Raw genomic sequence first — 19,232 nt, forward strand, 5'->3', positions numbered from 1 at the left:
TCCAACTTGATTTTCTAATTTATTAGAACAGAACTGAATTTATGATCATCATCTCCTCTACACGTTCCATCCGAATTCTACATAATGAGCAAGCTATCCTAATAAAATGGAAATTAAACCAAGTTATTTTGGGGGGACAAAGAGCATGGTAACTGTCAGCTTATGTATGATTGTTAAAAACGAAGAAGAAGCCCTTCATACCTGTCTGAAATCAGTCCATGACCTGGTGGATGAAATCATTATCGTTGATACTGGATCTACCGATAGAACCCAAGAGGTCGCTGCAGCATTCAACGCTCGGATATACAACTTTGAGTGGTGCGATGATTTCTCCGCTGCTCGCAATTATGCGTTTGATCAGGCCACGCAAGAATATCAATTTTGGCTGGATGCCGATGACATACTGGAAGAAAAAGATCGACTATCCTTTCTCACCTGGAAAAAACAAGCCACCCTCTCTTATGACAGCATTACAATGGATTATGTGCTTTCCGTAGATGAACAAGGACAGCCGTTGTATAAGCTCAAAAGAAACCGAATTGTACGGCGTGATCGCAGATTCAGATGGACCGGATTTGTTCACGAGTTCCTGAATGTAACAGGCAGCATCTTTCACAGTAATATGGCGGTGACTCATAACAAGACACGCGCTTATACTGACCGTAATTTGCACATATATCTCAAACATCGGGAGCAGGGTACCGTATTTTCTGAACGAGATCACTACTACTTCGCCAATGAATTATATGATAACGGGCGCACGCTAGAAGCCATTCAGCAGTACGAACATTATCTAGGGCTAAATCAAGGATGGATAGAAGATCGGATTGCTGCTTGCTTTAAGCTTGCGGATTGCTACAATCGTCAAGGACAAAAACAGGAGCAACGTATGGCTTTGCTCCGCACACTTACCCTCGATGTACCACGCGCTCAGTTCTGCTGTGTTTTCGGCAATTTGTTCATTGAAGATGAACAATATGCTCAAGCCATTTATTGGTTTCGTCAAGCGACGCTGATCGAGCCCCTACAAGATGTAATGGCCTTAACCAATTCGTCGTACTATACCTGGTTTCCACACTTGCAATTATGCCTGTGTTATGACCGAATCGGTGACATCGAAAAGGCAAAATCGCATCATCGCATAGCTCAGTTGCACCATCCTACTCATCCAAGTGTTTTATATAACGAACAGTATTTTGCACAACTAGAGCAGCAGAAATAAGGAAGACGAACAATGGCTAAAGGCAGGGACCTGCCAGTTCACGTTCGGGTTTTCCTGCTCCAGAGTTAATACCCATGCTAGGCGCACTTAAAAAAGTCGATTCCTTCTGGGAATCGACTTTCTTGGTTTGAAAGTCGCTCGTTTTTATATCATTCCAGGTGTTTTTCGAACCACGTGAGCGAATCCTTCAGGGCTTTTTCCGGATTCATAACATACCTTCTATCCAATAATTCCAGACCTAGATATCCCTTATAATCTATACTGTTAAGTTCCTTTAACACTTCCACCATTGCTAATTTTCCTTCTCCGGGCACCAGATGTCCTCCAGGATTACCATCCACAAAATGTACATGCATTAAATTATTTCCCAGTTCCCTTATAAAATCATGAATGGTATCCTTTCCTGTAGTTTCCATCACATCTGTATCCGCTAAACCTTTTAAATAAGGACTCCCAACTTCTTTTATCATCTTGGAAATGTGCTCGACTCTATTAAACACCTGTGTGGTAAAAGAGGTAAAAGCCTCCATAGGAAGGTAAATCCCCTCTTTTTCTGCTGTTTTACATATTTCGCCTAAAGATTCTCTGCACCATTTCCACATTTCTGTCTCATCAACATCCAAGTATGCGATGCCTGTGGTCACCAACACTTTGTCACATTCCAGCAAAGATGCAGCTTCGATATGCCGGCAAAAAAACTCTACACTTCTCTTTCTATACTCCGGATCAGGATGGCTGATGCTTACCGGGTAGACATACTGCTCAGGGGTAAGGCAGATCGTCTTTAACCCTCTTTCTTTTACTTTTTTATTTAATTTTTTTATATCCTGATACGTAAAATAGTCTAAATGGAAATGTGGACCTGAAGCCCACAATTCAATATTATGGAATCCCAGCCTTGCAACAGAATCTAAAAAATACTCCATAGAATATCTTTTATAATGATAGTTTGCAGCCGCAATTTGTGAGATCTGTATCATAATAATTAGATACCTCCTTTTTACACAACGCTATATTAAAACGCTTCCAAGTAAAGTAGCTAATATTACAGATAAAATAATATTAATCATTCCAGGTATCATAAAACTGTGGTTCAATACATATTTACCAATTTTAGTCGTACCCGCTGTATCAAAAGATATGGCAGCAAGACACTGAGCAGATACTGGTAAAAAGAAGTTTGCATTTACAGCCATCCAGGCTCCAATTATGATGTAGGTAGGCAAATCAAGTGCAATGGCAATAGGTATCATAATTAACGTCGTGACACCTTGACTTGTAGTTAAAGCAGCAACGATAAACATGATAACGGCAAGCATCCACGGATGGCTATTTACAATCGTAGCAACATGATCTTGAATAAAAGCGCTTTGTCCGTTAATAAAGGTACTGCTCATCCAGGCTAACCCAAAGGCACAGACCATAGCCAGCGCCCCTGCCCTAAATATGGGTCCGTTAAGAATCGTTTCAATCGCCGGACGGCATACGATAATAATCATAGTAGCGCAGACTAGCATAATCATTTCAATGGTATGCGGCATTGATAGACTAGTAACCTCGCCATTCAGCACCCAGGATGGACGCAGCTGAGTAAACATGCCCATAATAACAATGGCTAAAACCCCCATCAAAAAGAGAACAACTGCGGCTTTCGCTCCTTTTGAAGTTTCTTTTTTCTCAGCCTTCTTTTCTGATTTTTCAATTAAGCCTTCTGCCAATCTATGCAAATATTCCGAATCTTCAGATAATTCTTTCCCTTTACGCAACGTGCACACCGCACTTGTAATGACACCTAAGAGTGTAGCAGGTATGGAAATGGCCAAGATAGTTCCCAAACTTACTCCAAGGGGTGACATAAATCCAATCATAGCAGCAGTAGCTGCTGAAACCGGTGAGCAAGTTACTGCCTGCTGGGAAGCAATGATACTATTTGAAATGGGTCTTTCCGGCCTGATATCATTATCAATGGCAAGCTTATTGATAATAGGCAATAAACTATATACGACATGCCCGGTTCCTGATAAGAAGGTAAATAACCAGGATATGATTGGAGCTATTATTGTAATATTCTTAGGTGACTTACTAAGCATTTTCTCTGCAATCTGGACGAGTAAGTTAAGTCCGCCTGAAGACTGCAGCGCAGAGGCAGCCAATACAACCGCTAAAATGATCAGCATCACATCAATGGGAGGAGCCGCTGGTTGGACATGAAAGATAAATACAAAAATCGCTACGCCCACTCCACCGAGCAAGCCCATAAAAACATCGCCAACTCTAGCGCCGAAGAAAATGAGTAAAAAGATGATCAATAGCTCAAACCAAAACATAAGAATTCTCCCTTTTTTTGATTTTACGAACTTTACCGATCTTTCATTATCTACAAGGGCGTAGCCGCCCTTTACTGAATACGCTTACAAAATTCTTATCATGCTTATTCTTCCGAGTCCAAACAACGAATTGGTGTGCCGTAGCCAAAAGCTCCGTTTATCTGGCATATTTTAGCCGCAAAAACCGCTCCTTTTTCCATGCTTGCTTTGATACTCCGAAGCATATCCTCATCTTCACCGTAGAAAATCTTTCCGGCATTAGAACTTCTAATCATCTCTACAATAAAAGCGGTTATATAAGAGTCACCCGCTCCCATCGTATCCACGGTATCCGTCAATACTGCCGGCTGGTGCATCCATTGATCTTTATAGAGAGCAACTGATCCATTTTCTCCCACAGTTCCAATCACTATTTTAGAACCGAATTTCTGTGCTTTTAGCATTTCTCTTTTTCTTTCACTTTCCGTTAAATGACTGCATGAAAGGAATGAAATGTCCGCATATCGGCATATTTGTTCTAAATATTCATCATTCCAGCGTACCGAGAAATCATAGGAGATAGGCACATTCGTTTTTTTTAATGTTGCGAGATCCTGCTCTATATAGCTATTTAAACTGGTATGAATTACGGAGAAATTTTTAATGTAGTTCAAGTCATTTTCCGTAAAGTCCCATGCCTTTTCCTTTGCAATACCGCCTTTATTGGAGCCCAGAAATACACGATCACCGTCTTCCAATGTAACCCGCGCATACCCATTTTCCCCTTCAAAAATCCGGCAATGGTTACGTTCTATCCCTAAATCGTCTATAACCTTTTGAATATACTGAGCTATATGATCATTACCAAACTTACCTAAATAAGATGCCTCCATACCACACATTCTGGCATACGCACAAAAGTTCAAGGCATTTCCACCAGGGTACATCATACCCTGGTGGACATATTTATCTACTACATTGTCACCAATGCCAATAACCTTATATTGTTCCATAAGAATATCCCCTCTAAAGGTTGCTAAAAGATTAATATTCAACCTTCCACATATATCTACGAGTTGTAAGCGGATGCGCTCTTTCAATGGCCAAAGCTTGGTTATAAACGGGGTAAACATTATTAAATAGAGAATGATTGAAGTAATCAACCACAGAGCTGTCAATGGTAGACAGTCCCAAATCCTTTGCGTCTAAAACCTCTACTCTCTTGGTATAACGGTTAAGGAACTTTAACGCTCTTTCATCTAAAGGTCGGGTACTTCCTTCAGAGACCTGAATGACAAATGGTATTTCAGCATCAGTAATCTCAAATGGTCCATGGAAATATTCACCTGAATGTATGCTGGAAGAGTTAATCCATTGCATCTCCATAAAAATGCAGATGCTTTGCATATAGGCAGCCCCGTAGCCAGCTCCGCTTGCCATGGTGTAGATTACGGAATCATCTTTATGATTTTTCGCAAAAGCCAGAGCACGCTTTTCCACGTGTTTGCATGCATTTTTAACAATTCGATCTATTTTTCCTACTCCGTCCAGGAATTTTTCATAATGCTCATATCCCTCAGTCTGATTTAATACCTCTACCGCCGTCATTAGTGCTTTCATGGTTTTCTCGCGGGCAATATCTTTGCCATCCCCAAATGTGTACTTCACCACATAGTCTGCTTGTTCTGTAATAGGAGAATCTTCAACCCATGTTAATGCAATAACTGGAACTCCTGCTGTTTTACCTAATTCTGCGGCCTTCACAGTCTCTGGTGTATTACCTTTATGTGATGCCACTACCAGTACTGAATTTTCTCCAAATGCTCTAGGTGTGTTATGCACAAACTCATTACTGGTATAAAGACCTACCTTAACTTCCTTTGCTTCTTTTTCAAGAAATGTTTTTGCAGGATAAAAAGCACCATAAGAACCACCGCAAGCTACATAATATACCTGCTTTATACCGCCAGCCTCTTGTTTATTTGCTACAATTTCTTCAATAATTTTTTTGATTTCCATTATCATTTCCTCCTTGTATGATACATTTTCTTGTTTTCCATTCCACACCGGTGTATGTATTGGAATGTTATAAAGAAACAATAACACAAAACAATACATGAGGCAATAACACTTTGCTATTTTTTCTAGAGTACTGTTTCAATTCTCCCGATTTTTAAAGGAAAGACCCCTTATTGCAAGGGCTTACAAGCTATTCATAAATTGTATATACTGTTATAATATAAGCATGCCGATATAAAACAATACAATACATTTATAAAAACTTGATTTGGAGGTTGAACCGCATGATTGATCATTCAGAATCTTCACCGTTATATAGACAGCTGCAAGAAAGAATTTTAGATTCCATCCACAACGGTACTCTAAAACCAGGAGACAAACTCCCTACAGAATTAGAATTAAGTGAAACCAATAATGTGAGTCGTGTAACTGTCCGTGCGGCACTTGATTCACTTACCTCTGAAGGTTACTTGGTACGGATTCCGGGAAAAGGAACATTTATTACAAAAGATAAAATCAAAAAAAATGTCGTAGAGACCATTGGATTTAGCGATACTTGTAAATTACAAAATAAAGTGCCTGGTGCAAAAGTAATAAAATGCGTGATTGAAGATGCTACAGCATCAGATCAGGAACATTTAGGTTTAATGCCAGGGGATAAAGTAATCAATATAGAAAGAATCAGGTATGCTGACAATGTGCCGGTATCTGTAGAGTATTCACGTTTCCCTTCTTCTTTTTCTTTTTTGTTACAAGAGGATTTAAATAATATATCTCTTTATGATATTTTAAAAAATAAACACAAGATTACATTTGGAATATCAAGAAAATATATAGTTATGGAATTTGCCTCTTTTGATGTAGCCACCTATTTAAATATTGAGGAAGGCTATCCTCTGCTGTGTATTAAAAGTACCGTTTGTAATCCAGACGGCCAAAAAATCCATCGTTCCAAGCAGTTGATATTAGGGGATAGGTTCGAGTTGATTGTTTAAGATTATGAACAGATGCTTTTATGTAGATTTAATCCTAAAAAAGAAAGGCCACCTGCATTTGCAGATGGCCCTCCCTACTAAATTCCCTTAAAATACTTTCTTCCGGTCTCTTTCCCCTTTCAAAATTTCTACTGACTCACGGAAACGCAGCGAATGAATCACCTCACGTTCACGCAGAAACTTTAAACTATCCTGCAAATCCACATCATCTGTCAAATCAATCAGCCACTGGTATGTAGCTCGCGCCTTTTCCTCTGCCGCAATATCCTCATATAAATCCGCAATGGGATCGCCTTTGGCTTGAATATAGGTCGCGGTAAAAGGAACCCCCGCCGCATTTTCATAAAATAACGCACGATCATGTGCCGCATAATGTTCGCCCAGACCAGCCGCTTTTAATTGCTCCACACTCGCATCCTTCGTCAGCTTGTAAATCATCGTTGCAATCATCTCGAGGTGGGCAAATTCTTCCGTCCCGATGTCATTCAGTACACCAATCACTTTATCCGGAATGGTATACCGCTGATTCAGGTAACGCAAAGCTGCTGCGAGCTCTCCATCCGCTCCCCCGTACTGCTCCATAAGCAACTTGGCCATGTGAGGGTCGCATTTGCTGACACGTACAGGATATTGCAGCTTTTTCTCATATACCCACATTCATGTTCCTCCTTTATTAAAGGTTGTACCTGCTTATACCTGCCACGGCCAAGGCGCTTGACTCCACTCCCAAGGATACTTGGAATAAGCGCGACCAAAATTTTGCAAAGGCCCATATAGGAGCTGGTACTCGTTGGCAATCGCCGTTCTTTCCTGTGTTAGCTTGTTGAACTGTTCGATGGCCTGCAAATCATCCGGGTGTGTATCCAAATACAAATTCAGCTCTACCAAGACAAAATCCACCGCTTGGAGCTTCTCCAATAGCGCATAAAACTGGGCATCAACTGGCTTGGTTTGAGATGTATAGCCCAGAGCCGGGGGGATAGCTTGACTATAACCCTGGGCTTGGTTTTGGTACTGGTTCTGAGATGGATACGAATTTGAAAAAGGGTTTTGAGACTGATTCGGCGGTTGTTGACCACTCTCATACTGAACTTGCTGCTGAAATTGATTTGGGGACTGACCCTGATTTGGATTCTCCATATTATTCGCCTCCCCCCTGGTTTCTCCTAGGCTCATAAGGACTGAAAAGCAATGGCCATAGCGTTCCTTTCGTCAGCGCCTCTTCTGGACTGAATTGCGGCAGACCAGGGGGCTGAAATTTTATAAACAAGTTTGGCGGAAGCACATAAGTCTTGCATAGAATGGGCGGACACGGATCGAACGGGCCGACAAACGGGGCATACTGACCTTGCTGTGGAAATTTCACGGGCCGGGACCTCCTTTAATTGATCCATCTGCTTTACTATTCAACATATGCCGCATCGCCCAAGTCTCGAACAAAAAAATGGGTTCAAAGAAATAAAATTCAAAAAGAGCCTTTAAAACCACGATAATGTGGATTTAAAGGCTCTTTCTTCAGCACTCTATATAACTTACATATCTGAACTAATTATACCTATCTCTGTGGATCAGGACTCCTCATCGCTAGAAAGATTATCTTCATTGACCAGATCAGGTTTGCGGTGAATTTTCACTCTCATGATGCGAAGCCTTGTTGCTTCCTCCACTTCAAAGGTCAGATTATAAAACTCTATTTTCTTCCCTTTCACCGGACTGCCTTCTAATTCCTTGAACAGCCAGCCTCCGATGGAGTCCACCTCGTCGTCTTCAATGTTCACTCCAGTCAAATCATTCACATCCTCAATGAGCATACGACCGTCCACAGAGATGAAGTCTTCCTTCATTTCCACGCTTGGACGTTCATCTTCAAACTCATCATAGAGATCCCCGACGATTTCCTCCAGAATTTCCTCCGCTGTCAGCAGACCGGCGGTTCCGCCGTATTCATCCACCACGAGAGTCATTTGGGAGTGCTTTTTCTGCATAAGGCGCAGCACATGACTTACTTCCATAGACTCAGGCACATTCAGAATTGGACGCACCACTGAGGCCAGATCCAGTTGTTCGCCCTGCTCGGCTAACAGAAGATCTGTAATATGAACAAAACCGATAATCTGATCTTTATCCTCAACCGCTACCGGGTAACGGGAATGCTTGGTTTCACTGATAATCTTCAGATTTTCCTTAAACGACAAATTCGTGTACAAACAATCCATATCCGTACGCGGCAACATGATTTCACGAGCAAGCAAGTCGGAAAAATCAAAGATATTATCCATCAGTTTGATTTCATCCTTATCGATTACACCGCTTTTGGCGCTCTGATTCATCAATATACGGATCTCTTCCTCCGAATGTGCCGCTTCGGCTTCACTGGCCGGCTGAATGCCGAATGCCCGTAACAGCATGTTTGCGGCAGCATTCAACACCCAGATTACAGGGAGAAAAACCTTATAAAAAAGCAGCAAGGGCGCCGATAAAAACAACGCTACTCCTTCGGTCTTTTGAATCGCCAAAGACTTGGGAGCTAGTTCGCCCAATACAATATGCAAAAAAGTAATTACGCAAAATCCGACGACAACGGATACCGTTGTAATGAGTGTACCGTCAGTTACACCGAGTTTGTGCATGAGTGGCTCTATCAGGTAGCCGGATATTGCTGGCTCACCAATCCAACCTAGCCCCAATGAAGCCAGCGTAATGCCCAATTGGGTGGCAGACAGATAAGCATCCAACTTTTGATTCACCTTTAGCGCATAGCCTGCCAGGCGATGACCCTCACTTTGAAGCTGCGTCAATCGGGATTGGCGCATTTTGACCAGCGAAAACTCTGCGGCCACAAAGACACCATTTAGAAAGACAAGCAGCAGTACCAAGAAGAGATTCACCCCTAGCAATCCCCAATGAAACTCGGTATGACCATCCAATACGAACTCCCCATTTCTTTAGTTAGCATTTTACACCATTCGACTTGCAAGCTATTCAATTCAGTATTTATGATTGGAAACCTGGAATTGGAATCATGTAAAAATGCTTATAATTGCAATGCTTTTCTTGATTTAAAGTCTACACCCTTGTAATACATATCCGCTACGAGTAGATTCGGTCCGCAACACGCAGCCGCATCACAATGACAGTTCACGGTCTGATTCAGCGGATGCTCATTCAGCCATTCACCGAAAATATTGTCCAGACTGTTTTCCTGAATATTTCCGAAAGCTGGAATGTCTGCAAAATCCGTCACATATACGCTACCCGTGAACATATTCACATTTACACGGTTTCTTCCGTCTGGATCATTACGCACCGTAATATTCGGTTCTTGGCGCAAGCGACGAAGCAATTTACGGTCTTCCTCCCGCTCAGAACAAGCAAAGAACGGTAGTGTACCAAATAACATCCACATGTCCTGATTTCGCACATCCAGCAGCTTATCAATAGAGTTCCGCATATCGTCAAGGGACAGTACAGGCAAGGCAGAAGCAAAATTCGATGCGTACATCGGATGAACCTCATGTCGGCGGCATCCCATTTCGTTGATCAACTGATGAATACCTTCTAGCTTCGTATGTGTCCGATAATTAATCATGGACTCAGCTGAAATGAACATCCCCATTTCGCTCAATCTGCGTGCATTCTCTATCATTTTTTCATACAGACGCACAGCACCCGCGCGTGGAGTCGGACGTCCGGTATTTGCAAATCCCACTTCATAAAAATCGTCTGCATTTAAATAATTAAACGATATATGCATGACATCCAGATACGGAAGCATCTTCTCATATCTTCTGATATCCAATGTCAGGTTGGAGTTAATTTGCGAACGAATACCGCGCTCTTTAGCATACTTCAACAGCGGAACGATCACATCGTCCACTGTTTTATCAAGCAATGCAGGTTCTCCGCCTGTAATACTTATTGTCTCCAGATGCTCAACTTCATCCAGCCGCTTCAGCATCAAATCTAAAGGAAGGAAAGGGGCCTCCTTCATAACCAGCATATCGCCGACAGCGCAATGCTCACAACGCATATTACATAAATGTGTTACGGTCATTTCCACACTTGTAAGCAAATGACGACCATGTGTACGCAGTGAGACAATCGGGTCCCACGGATCATACGTTGGCGATATTTGGGGTAGCGTGTTATTTTGTAGAACTGTCATTATGTTTTCACCTTATTTCTGTTATTAACCTCAAAAGACGTATAATTATCATATCATGATGTGTAAAGTGCCTGCATGCTTTCTTCCACATCCTCTGCTAATCTACGCGTACTCCTCCGAAAGGGCCGGTAGCAGCGCCTAATGTATTTGTAATCATGATCGAAAGGGATACGGACAAATCCACATCATAAGGCACCTTCAGTTCCTGCCCATCCCGGTCTCTTACAATACGAATGACAGGCCTTTGCGGGATTTTGGGATGTATACGCACTACGACTCCCTCTTCCCCTGTGTTGAGCATTACAGAAAGCCCCAGAGGGTAAATAGCTACACAGTCACGAAAGGCTTCCAGCATCCGCTGCTCATACAGCGTTCCTGCCCCGGCGTATAGCACCTCCATCGCTTCATAAGGCAACAAAGCCTGCTTGTATATTCGACTTGCCGTCATCGCGTCATACGAGTCCGCCAGACCGATCCATTTCGCATATTCGTGGATTTGGTCCTTTTTCCAACCGTGTGGGTATCCACTACCGTCAATACGCTCATGATGCTGTAATGCACAATGAGCTGACAACAAGGGAATCCCGGGTTCGTCTTTAAGTAGCTTATAGCCGATCACTGTATGTGTCTTCATATGCTCATATTCCTCGTCCGTCAATTTACCCGGCTTATAGAGCACTTGAGGTGAAATCTTCATTTTACCGATATCGTGCAGTAATGAACCTATCCCTAGCTCCATGAGCTGATTATTATCGTAGCCATTGGATATCCCCAGGACTAGTGAATACAAGCATACATTCAAAGAATGATGATACAAATCCTGATCCGCGGCCCCGATATCCATCAACATAATGATGGCATCCTGGCGGCCTCCAATATCGTCCAGAATGGATTCCATGACCTTATAAAATGACTTGCCAAAATATTTGTGCTTATGATCTACGGAATAGGATGACAAACCCTGAAACTGCTTTTTGATTTCCTGTAGCGCCGCCGCCCTTGTCTGTTCATGGATCATCTCGGGTATGACGATATCTTCTGTCACAGCATCCTCAATGTATACATATCCAATTCCGACTTGGCCTAGACGTTCAATCAATCGCGAAGTAAGCTCAACACCTTCCGAGAGCAGCACCATTCCATTTTCATTGTATATTTTTTTGCCCAGCTTCATGCCGGCTCTCAATAATGTAACAGGTACCAGTCGCAGCTTAATCCTCTCCCGATTGTTTTGATACCTGAAGCCACCTAGCTGCAAAACATTCTTCCATCGCGCCCGGACGCTTCAACTCCATTTCAATCAAATCCCGTAAAAATTCTGGAAGCATAAATCGGAGATCTGTTCCGTTCGCAAGCACCTTATAGCCTGCTTTGAAAGTGAACATATCCAACGTGCCCACTGTGTATTCCTCATCTTCTTCCAAAGGTTGACCCGCTACACGAATGTCCGTCACTTTTTCATAAGGAGCACGGTCCGCATCATACTGAATGGTCAACCCTTCCACACACATCGTGCCCAGCACTTTGCCTCTGAAGCCAAAGCCCGTCATGGGCTTGTCTGTAAATTCAGGCAGCAAAGATTGCTCCAGGGCCAACCGAATGTCTCTTCCCCGCAACTTCATAACACAGGGATTAATCGGCGATGGGCATAAGGAATGCAGTATTCCTTTGCTAATATCTCCTTGAGGCAATGGACCAAGCAGTTGACCTGCATTGACGAGGGCAATTTCGGTTCCTGTAAAATGGGACACCGATTGTGCCAGCAAATTCCCGAAAGGGGACTCCTCATTATAGGCGATCTCCAATTCCCGATCTGTTACTGCTACCGTGCTCTCCATGGCGCGTTCTGCTTGTCTGCGATGCAACACAATGGCCGATGCCACTTTTTCGTCTAGCAGCGTCTGATCCACAGGAACTACGCCGCCTGAGGTAACTCGAAACGGTTCAAGACTATGGTTACGGGTTAGTGTCACTTCACCGAGCAACGTTCCGAACTTCCCGGCCCCACATAGAACGGTGTTCCCGATCTGAAGCGGTTCCTCCAGCACATGGTGGGTGTGACCACCAAGGATAACGTCAATCTCAGGAAACTGGGACGCTAATTTCTCATCAGAGGGTAAACCCAGGTGAGACATCACGACCACCACATCCACCTGCTTTCTGAGTGACGCGATCTGCTTCCCCAGCACCTCAAACGGATCGAGCACATCCCAGCCCAACAATTGATAAAACTCTGTAAAAGGAGCCGTCACACCTAGTAAACCGATCTTGATTCCTGCTTTGTTTAGAATAACAGATTCCTTCATCCACAAAGGAATCCTCCCCGTAGCACGCTCTGTCAGATTGCCACATACAACTGGACAATGAATGCCCGCATATGCCTGTTCAATCATATCCGAGGTAAAAGTCAGTCCCTCATTATTACCGATCGTAATTGCATCGTATCCTGTCAGATTAATCACATCCACATTTGCCCCACCGAGCGTTCCTTCCGTTTCGGGGGCCATCCGATCCATGTGGTCTCCTATGTCCAGCACAAGAAGCGCATCCCCTGATGCAGCTTTTCGTTCATTAATCATCGCGGCTATCGAAGGCATACTGCCAAAATGACTATGGATATCATTGGTATGCAAAATGGTCAACGTTTGCCGAGTCGTCATCTCCATAACCGCCCTCCTCTATATTTTATATATCGACTTTGGAGCTTCTAATGTTTAAGCATACCATGTTATTTAGCAATATGGTACATATGAGGTGGACATAGATAGTGAAAATCATTGACATTGTCTTCTATATGTAACTCAGAGGAGACGGGTCCTTGGGACCTATTTTACAGCTTGGAATAATAGTAAATTAGTCGTTGTCATCCCATATAATTCTTGATATATTAAGTTTGTTTCGTATTTTCGACAAATTTACGACAAGGAGGTTAGCACATGAGAGTTCACGTTACCGATGCCAAGCCGGGAGATCGCCTCAAATCCGATACATACAATGGGCACGGTGTACCTGTCTTGATTCAGGGCACCGAGCTTCAGCATGACGATATTTCCAAGCTCATTATGCATGGTGTCGATTATATTGACATTGATGCTGGTTCTACGAGCATTCCGGTTGGCTTTGCCCCCGATGTTCCTGCTTCCCCCGAGTCCCTCAAACGAGCCGTTCCCCTTATGGAGCAAACGATCAGTGGCTTTGAAAGCATGTTCCTCGAAGCTTCCTCAACTGGAAAATTTGATGAACATCGAGTTGATGAGCTGTTCGCCCCTCTTGTTTCAGAGCTGGCTCGTCAAAAAGATGTCGTATCTCTGCTGTTAATTATGGAACGGGGAGATCACTATACCTATAACCATTCTCTCCAAGTAGGTATACTGTCATATTACATTGCCACTTGGCTTGGATATACAGAGGAAGAGGCATATGCCGCGGGCAAAGCTGGATATTTACACGATATAGGCAAGTCCATGATACCGGATGAAATTTTAAATAAACCGGATAAACTAACACCTGAAGAATTTCATGAGATGAAGAAACATTCTCTGTATGGCTATGATATTATTCGCAATTCAACCAGCGATGATATTTCAGCAATTGTCGCCTTGCAGCATCACGAACGCGAAGACGGAAGTGGATACCCCCACGGACTGTTCAAGGAAGAGATTCATCCTTTTGCCAGCATAACAGCTGTTGCCGACGTATACAGCGCGATGATTTCCAACCGTGTGTATCAGACAAAACAGGAGTTGCTCACCGTATTACGCGAGCTGCACAGTATGAGTTTTGGACATCTGAATCCAGAAACTACCCAAGTGTTCATCAGACATATGCTTCCGAATTTTATTAATAAGCAGGTTCTATTGACTACAGGCCAGACAGGAACTATTATTCTGAACAATCCTGTGGATTACTTCAGACCCTTAGTAAGAATTAACGATAATGAATATATAGATTTGTCAAAGGAACGCCATGTATACATTGACGAAATTTATCTGGAATCCTGATCTGCCACTGCCACCCGGCGTTACTTTGTTTGTACGGAATGTTTTACCGAAGCACAGGCTACACGAATAAAAAGAGACTGTCCTTTAATCCGTAGGTTTTTCCTACAAAGGACAGCCTCTTTTTGTATTACAAACATTAGCCCAATTACTCTGTATTGCTTGTTTAATCCTAGGAGTTAAGATCTTGTAGGCCTGGGCTATGTTCATTAGGCAATTCAGGCATATACGGAAGAGGAAAGCCTTCTGGAGGGTCAATGACACTCAAATCTCCACCGTTTCTGCTTGGCGTTTGCCCATTGAATATTTCTCCAATACGGGTAGAATCCAATCGAAAATTAAACTGTGCATTGTGAAAGCCCATTTCAACATACTTCCGACATTCTGGATACTTGTTAATATCGTAGTTTGGAACCGGGAACAATTTGCCCCAATCTACTCCAAGTGTCTCTAACGCTTTGGCAAACGCATTTTGATGAGCATTATCTCGTACAATCAAAAAAGCTAATGTTTCCCGGAATGTTTTGTTCGAGCTCATTTCGTAAATTCGGGATTTTTGCAGAACCCCTGTAGATTCGAGTACGAGATTATCAAGCAAATCACTAATCAGATTGCCGTGGGAATAGACATAACTGCCTAACCAAGGGTTACCACTTGCATCAACGGGTAAGGAACTTTGAGCTCCCATAATAAAATGATGAGGATTGGCATGTTTTATCGCTTCATCCAAAGGAGCATGATCAATTCCAGCATCGCCGGCTTGGTCTTCGCCTGAGCCAGTCAGAAGTTGATTTATGGTATGTTGGACCAGTTCAACATGACTAAGCTCCTCTAGGAAAACTCCTCGTATCAAATCCCTATACTGCACAGCATTACCACGAAAATTATTACTTTGAAAGAAAAACTGCATCATCGTACGCATTTCTCCAAATCGACCACCCAATACCTCCTGAATCACTTTTGCAGCAGCTGGGTCGGGTTTATCGGGCACTATTAAGTTAATCAAATCTTCTTTATAAAAATACAATACCAAAACCCCCTCAGAGCTTTTATTTTGAAGTAAAACATATGCTACCCATTTTTATCATTTTTATACAAGACAAAGAAACAGAAAGGTTATTATTATGCAGGCTCCTATCAGTCTAGTATTAGGGATATTTGTTGTTAAGCAGCTCCTCGTTTTGTTGCGCATTGAATGGGTTAATATAGCTTGGATTCACTAAACTGCTTTTAACCTATAGGAGGACTAATTATGTTTAGACATCAAAAAGAGTTGCAGTTCGAAGTGAAAGTAGAGCGACCTGACCCTCTATTTGCCCGACAGGTACAAGAAGTTTTGGGAGGCCAATTCGGAGAAATGACCGTGATGATGCAATATTTGTTTCAAGGGTTCAACTGTCGCGGTGATGAAAAATATAAAGATATGTTAATGGATATTGGAACAGAAGAAATAGGGCATGTGGAGATGCTGTGTGCTTTAATTAGTCAATTACTTGATGGGGCTAAACCAGAAGATCAGGAGCAAGCTGCCAAAGACCCTGTTACAGCTGCCATTATGGGGGGAATTAACCCGCAACACCTGCTCGTCAGTGGTCTGGGCGGATTACCTACTAATTCAAATGGAGTTCCATGGAACGGTTCTTACATTGTTGCGAGTGGTAATCTTTTGGCAGATATGCGGTCCAACCTGCATGCAGAGAGTCAAGGTCGATTGCAGGTAGCAAGACTATATCATATGACCCAAGATGAAAGCGTTAGGGCTACATTGCGGAAAATGCTAGCACGCGACCGCTATCATCAGTATCAATGGCTGGCGGCAATCCAAGAATTAGAAGAAAAAAATGGTGTTGTGGTACCGGCTTCCTTTCCTCCTGAAGCAGAGCAAGAATCTCAGCCTGAGGCATATGAGTTTTGGAACTTGTCTGAAGGCGAAGAATCTAGTGAAGGTCTGTGGGCAACAGGAAGTGCACCGGATGGAACCGGGAGCTATGTATACATCTCTAACCCCGTTGCCAAAGGCCAGATCTATAATGCCAAAATACCAGCAACCGAGTTACATCATGACTTAGACCATAAAACTTCAGATAAATAAACGTGTAACAGACGAGCCTTCCCAACATTAAAGATTGCTTATTGGTGACACTAACCATAAAATGAAACAAAATATATACTTAAAGTGCACATAAGACGGCTTATCATAAGGCACATCAAATCACAGCTGATCTAAACAAGAAGTATAGAATCAATGTAAGACCAAAAAGCTCTGCCGACCAATTATGGTTAGCAGAGCTTTTTGATTTAGTCAAACTACCGTTCATTAAACAAGAGGTGCCTCAATCAAAGTTGCGAAATTAAACTGGTGTACATGACCATCATTTAATGTAGTTTGGCCCGTAACAAAATGTACGTGTTTTCCATTTCCGACTGGAATAGCTGGTCCTGTTCTAATCCTTCTCAGATTGTGAAAATGGTTTACAAAATCAGTTTTCGTAAGATCAATTTCGTGGACATGACTTCTTCCAACTCGAATCGCTTGCCCAGTAACACCTGCAAAACGGTGATTATGTCGGTCTGCACCTTCTTCAGCCAGTTTGGTACTACCTTCAAATTCATGTACATGCCTCTGTGTCTGTTTAGTAGAGATTGTTTTCTTCTTTACTACAGGTTTATTCTTCTGCATCTGTTGGTTGCCTCCTTGTTTATGTCGCTCACAACATCCTATTAAGCAAACATACATAAGTGCCAGGCAACTATCTGCGGTCACAGAAAAAATAAAAGAAGACGAACTTAAAAAGTTCGCCTTCTACACTACCGCTCAATTGGGGGGGATTAATGTTATACGCACATCTAAATTAACAATTTTTCTTTAAACTTAATAGCTTTCGGTATCATGCGTGGTATCACATTTTACTGAAAGCTTAATTTTTTTCTACTATTATATATAGTGTTTTTTTGACAATTAACATTCATCATTTCTTTTCCCATCCAGTACCTCCTTTAAAACAAATATTAGACAGGCGCTCCATCCAGAACCAAAGTAGCTCGTTGACCTTTAGTCATTTCTATTATGTATTTAGCAAATTACTTTCCAAATTCACAGGAGCGGTTAAAACAACCTCCTTTCAATATTGATCACCTGACTCTAGAAATAAGCTGTTTTCATACTCCAGTAGCCATTATTGTTTTACTAAGAATGTCTCTAAGAAATTGCCTAAAAATCATTATCAAGTATTTTGTAACATCATCATTGGTCAGCAATTTTAAACTATGATCTTTCCAGATGATCTTGCACGTCTGTTCTTCCGTTGAAATTCTTACATATACGCCTGTCACGCTGTACACTTTCATATTTTTTATAATTATACTCATAACAAGCGACTCGTAATTTATCAGTAGAAGCAGATGTAATAAATTCAATATGCATCTATATATCACCTCGCCCTTTATAGCCGTTTTGTCGCACAATCCAGATTACACCACAAAAAGGCTCTAGGTAAGTTTGGAGGCTTTACTTTTATTTTTCCATTAATTCATTGAATATTTCTCTATCTTCGGAAGTAAAGTCGGAAATCCGTTTCTTTTTCACGTATGTGTTGGTACTTGAATCTAATTTAATAAAGCTATTTTCACCAACCACGTATACGATATTTTTTTTATCTTATATGACACAATATTATCAACAGCTTTTTCCGTTGGAGCAGCAAGATGATTATAAAGTATTAAACAGTTGTCCCGCCCCCCTCTCAAAATTTGAAAAGTCCCGTCACCAAAATATCCTACTGTATCTTTGCCTGATGGGTATTTATACTTCGTATTATCCCCCAAATTCACTAAAAAAATTATAGTAGTAGTTATAACTAGTAGAAAGAGCAAGAGCAAAATAAAGATATATCTACGCATCCGCAATTCACACCTCACTTCCAAGCTTTTCTTGTATCAGTTACTGTTACATAAGACGTATACTCATTTAGTGTTCCCCATGATTCCATCAAATTTGTTAGGTTTGCTGCAGCCCAACCAAGTTTGTTGTTCCCAGTAAACATTTGTCTAAAATTACACTCAAAATTATAGACATCAGAATACGTTGTAGTAATTTTCCATTGCCCGTTTACATATGTTCCATCTATTTTGTACTTCATTTTGTGAAAAGCATTATATAAATCTCTATCACTTTCTAATTGCTCAGATCCATTATAAGAAAAACTTTTAACTTTTTTAGCATTAGCTTTTTTGACTTCATCATTAACTATTGCGATGTGCTCTTTAGATTTTTTAACTTGCTGCGCCTCATATGACCACTCGTTAAAGTGTAAATTTCCTGGTTTGTAGTCAAGTGAATGTTGAAGTAAATTGGCTGTGATGTCCCCGTACTTCTTTCGAGCTATAGGAACAGCTACTAATGTAAAAGCTTTACGATCAGGATAATGTATTACAGTATCTGTTGAATTCTTTACCTTCTCTACCCTCGCACCCAAGTCTTTTCTAGTTCTACCATCGGATTTTCAAACGGAAAAGTATTATTTCCTG

The 19,232-nt window shown here is 41.8% G+C and carries 18 protein-coding genes; 4 read left to right on the forward strand and 14 right to left on the reverse strand.

From position 1 onward, the window contains the following. The first annotated feature begins 145 nt into the window (after positions 1 to 145). A complete protein-coding gene (locus BN1546_RS03265; protein WP_058711211.1) occupies positions 146 to 1,222 on the forward strand; it encodes a glycosyltransferase family 2 protein in 1,077 nt (358 codons plus the stop codon). Between the two features lie 149 nt (positions 1,223 to 1,371). Here the strand turns inward: BN1546_RS03265 and BN1546_RS03270 are convergent, their stop codons facing one another. The 4 genes from BN1546_RS03270 to BN1546_RS03285 form a co-directional block, all read right to left on the reverse strand. Then, on the reverse strand, positions 1,372 to 2,202 hold the full coding sequence (locus BN1546_RS03270) for a sugar phosphate isomerase/epimerase family protein (RefSeq protein ID WP_058711210.1): 831 nt from the start codon (positions 2,200 to 2,202) through the stop codon (positions 1,372 to 1,374). Positions 2,203 to 2,232: 30 nt separating this feature from the next. Next, a complete protein-coding gene (locus tag BN1546_RS03275; RefSeq protein ID WP_040101729.1) occupies positions 2,233 to 3,549 on the reverse strand; it encodes an anaerobic C4-dicarboxylate transporter family protein in 1,317 nt (438 codons plus the stop codon). Positions 3,550 to 3,653: 104 nt separating this feature from the next. After that, complete coding sequence (locus tag BN1546_RS03280) at positions 3,654 to 4,583, reverse strand: fructoselysine 6-kinase (protein ID WP_225683744.1); 930 nt, start codon at positions 4,581 to 4,583, stop codon at positions 3,654 to 3,656. Next, entirely contained in the window at positions 4,573 to 5,547 is a 975-nt protein-coding gene (locus tag BN1546_RS03285) for an SIS domain-containing protein (protein ID WP_064963848.1), read from the reverse strand. Before BN1546_RS03285 ends, BN1546_RS03280 begins: the two co-directional genes overlap by 11 nt. A gap of 284 nt (positions 5,548 to 5,831) precedes the next feature. On the opposite strand from BN1546_RS03285, the gene BN1546_RS03290 reads away from it, so the two are divergent. Continuing rightward, positions 5,832 to 6,542, forward strand: a complete 711-nt coding sequence (locus BN1546_RS03290) for a GntR family transcriptional regulator (RefSeq protein WP_064963849.1) — start codon at positions 5,832 to 5,834, stop codon at positions 6,540 to 6,542. 87 nt (positions 6,543 to 6,629) lie between these two features. Here the strand turns inward: BN1546_RS03290 and BN1546_RS03295 are convergent, their stop codons facing one another. The 7 genes from BN1546_RS03295 to BN1546_RS03325 all read right to left on the reverse strand — a co-directional run bounded on the left by BN1546_RS03295 (position 6,630) and on the right by BN1546_RS03325 (position 13,373). Beyond that, on the reverse strand, positions 6,630 to 7,199 hold the full coding sequence (locus BN1546_RS03295; protein ID WP_013370315.1) for a manganese catalase family protein: 570 nt from the start codon (positions 7,197 to 7,199) through the stop codon (positions 6,630 to 6,632). Between the two features lie 33 nt (positions 7,200 to 7,232). Beyond that, positions 7,233 to 7,682 (reverse strand): spore coat protein CotJB, encoded by a 450-nt coding sequence (locus BN1546_RS28390; protein ID WP_304364148.1) that lies wholly within the window; start codon positions 7,680 to 7,682, stop codon positions 7,233 to 7,235. A 1-nt stretch (position 7,683) separates the two neighbouring features. Further along, positions 7,684 to 7,908, reverse strand: a complete 225-nt coding sequence (locus BN1546_RS03305) for a spore coat associated protein CotJA (RefSeq protein WP_090735946.1) — start codon at positions 7,906 to 7,908, stop codon at positions 7,684 to 7,686. 202 nt (positions 7,909 to 8,110) lie between these two features. Then, entirely contained in the window at positions 8,111 to 9,469 is a 1,359-nt protein-coding gene (locus tag BN1546_RS03310) for a hemolysin family protein (RefSeq protein ID WP_013370311.1), read from the reverse strand. Between the two features lie 107 nt (positions 9,470 to 9,576). Then, complete coding sequence (gene yfkAB / locus BN1546_RS03315) at positions 9,577 to 10,707, reverse strand: radical SAM/CxCxxxxC motif protein YfkAB (protein ID WP_013370310.1); 1,131 nt, start codon at positions 10,705 to 10,707, stop codon at positions 9,577 to 9,579. A 97-nt stretch (positions 10,708 to 10,804) separates the two neighbouring features. Continuing rightward, entirely contained in the window at positions 10,805 to 11,965 is a 1,161-nt protein-coding gene (locus tag BN1546_RS03320) for an HD-GYP domain-containing protein (RefSeq protein ID WP_090735949.1), read from the reverse strand. After that, positions 11,919 to 13,373: a bifunctional metallophosphatase/5'-nucleotidase gene (locus BN1546_RS03325; protein ID WP_090735951.1), complete on the reverse strand. Its 1,455-nt coding sequence runs from the start codon at positions 13,371 to 13,373 to the stop codon at positions 11,919 to 11,921. The genes BN1546_RS03320 and BN1546_RS03325 overlap by 47 nt, the downstream gene beginning before the upstream one ends. 270 nt (positions 13,374 to 13,643) lie before the next feature. Here BN1546_RS03325 and BN1546_RS03330 point away from each other — a divergent pair, with 270 nt between their 5' ends. Further along, complete coding sequence (locus BN1546_RS03330) at positions 13,644 to 14,708, forward strand: HD-GYP domain-containing protein (RefSeq protein WP_013370307.1); 1,065 nt, start codon at positions 13,644 to 13,646, stop codon at positions 14,706 to 14,708. Positions 14,709 to 14,877: 169 nt separating this feature from the next. Here BN1546_RS03330 and BN1546_RS03335 read toward each other — a convergent pair whose 3' ends face one another. Further along, complete coding sequence (locus BN1546_RS03335) at positions 14,878 to 15,732, reverse strand: manganese catalase family protein (protein ID WP_013370306.1); 855 nt, start codon at positions 15,730 to 15,732, stop codon at positions 14,878 to 14,880. A gap of 225 nt (positions 15,733 to 15,957) precedes the next feature. Here BN1546_RS03335 and BN1546_RS03340 point away from each other — a divergent pair, with 225 nt between their 5' ends. After that, positions 15,958 to 16,797, forward strand: a complete 840-nt coding sequence (locus BN1546_RS03340) for a manganese catalase (protein ID WP_013370305.1) — start codon at positions 15,958 to 15,960, stop codon at positions 16,795 to 16,797. A gap of 225 nt (positions 16,798 to 17,022) precedes the next feature. On the opposite strand, the gene BN1546_RS03345 is transcribed toward BN1546_RS03340, so the two are convergent. Together BN1546_RS03345 and BN1546_RS03360 are read right to left on the reverse strand one after the other, a co-directional pair. Continuing rightward, a complete protein-coding gene (locus BN1546_RS03345; RefSeq protein ID WP_090735955.1) occupies positions 17,023 to 17,385 on the reverse strand; it encodes a YmaF family protein in 363 nt (120 codons plus the stop codon). Between the two features lie 1,234 nt (positions 17,386 to 18,619). Then, on the reverse strand, positions 18,620 to 19,180 hold the full coding sequence (locus BN1546_RS03360) for a hypothetical protein (RefSeq protein WP_255305260.1): 561 nt from the start codon (positions 19,178 to 19,180) through the stop codon (positions 18,620 to 18,622). Positions 19,181 to 19,232 lie beyond the last annotated feature (52 nt).

Origin of the sequence: Paenibacillus sp. Mc5Re-14, from assembly GCF_001049835.1 — a bacterium.
Lineage (GTDB): Bacteria > Bacillota > Bacilli > Paenibacillales > Paenibacillaceae > Paenibacillus > Paenibacillus polymyxa_C.

What these genes read in the sequence shown, in the direction of transcription:
- BN1546_RS03265 (WP_058711211.1), top strand. Translation starts at nt 146, where the DNA reads ATGGTAACTGTCAGCTTATGTATGATTGTTAAAAACGAAGAAGAAGCC.
- BN1546_RS03270 (WP_058711210.1), bottom strand. Translation starts at nt 2,202, where the DNA reads ATGATACAGATCTCACAAATTGCGGCTGCAAACTATCATTATAAAAGA.
- BN1546_RS03275 (WP_040101729.1), bottom strand. Translation starts at nt 3,549, where the DNA reads ATGTTTTGGTTTGAGCTATTGATCATCTTTTTACTCATTTTCTTCGGC.
- BN1546_RS03285 (WP_064963848.1), bottom strand. Translation starts at nt 5,547, where the DNA reads ATGGAAATCAAAAAAATTATTGAAGAAATTGTAGCAAATAAACAAGAG.
- BN1546_RS03290 (WP_064963849.1), top strand. Translation starts at nt 5,832, where the DNA reads ATGATTGATCATTCAGAATCTTCACCGTTATATAGACAGCTGCAAGAA.
- BN1546_RS03295 (WP_013370315.1), bottom strand. Translation starts at nt 7,199, where the DNA reads ATGTGGGTATATGAGAAAAAGCTGCAATATCCTGTACGTGTCAGCAAA.
- BN1546_RS28390 (WP_304364148.1), bottom strand. Translation starts at nt 7,682, where the DNA reads ATGGAGAATCCAAATCAGGGTCAGTCCCCAAATCAATTTCAGCAGCAA.
- yfkAB (WP_013370310.1), bottom strand. Translation starts at nt 10,707, where the DNA reads ATGACAGTTCTACAAAATAACACGCTACCCCAAATATCGCCAACGTAT.
- BN1546_RS03325 (WP_090735951.1), bottom strand. Translation starts at nt 13,373, where the DNA reads ATGGAGATGACGACTCGGCAAACGTTGACCATTTTGCATACCAATGAT.
- BN1546_RS03330 (WP_013370307.1), top strand. Translation starts at nt 13,644, where the DNA reads ATGAGAGTTCACGTTACCGATGCCAAGCCGGGAGATCGCCTCAAATCC.
- BN1546_RS03340 (WP_013370305.1), top strand. Translation starts at nt 15,958, where the DNA reads ATGTTTAGACATCAAAAAGAGTTGCAGTTCGAAGTGAAAGTAGAGCGA.
- BN1546_RS03345 (WP_090735955.1), bottom strand. Translation starts at nt 17,385, where the DNA reads ATGCAGAAGAATAAACCTGTAGTAAAGAAGAAAACAATCTCTACTAAA.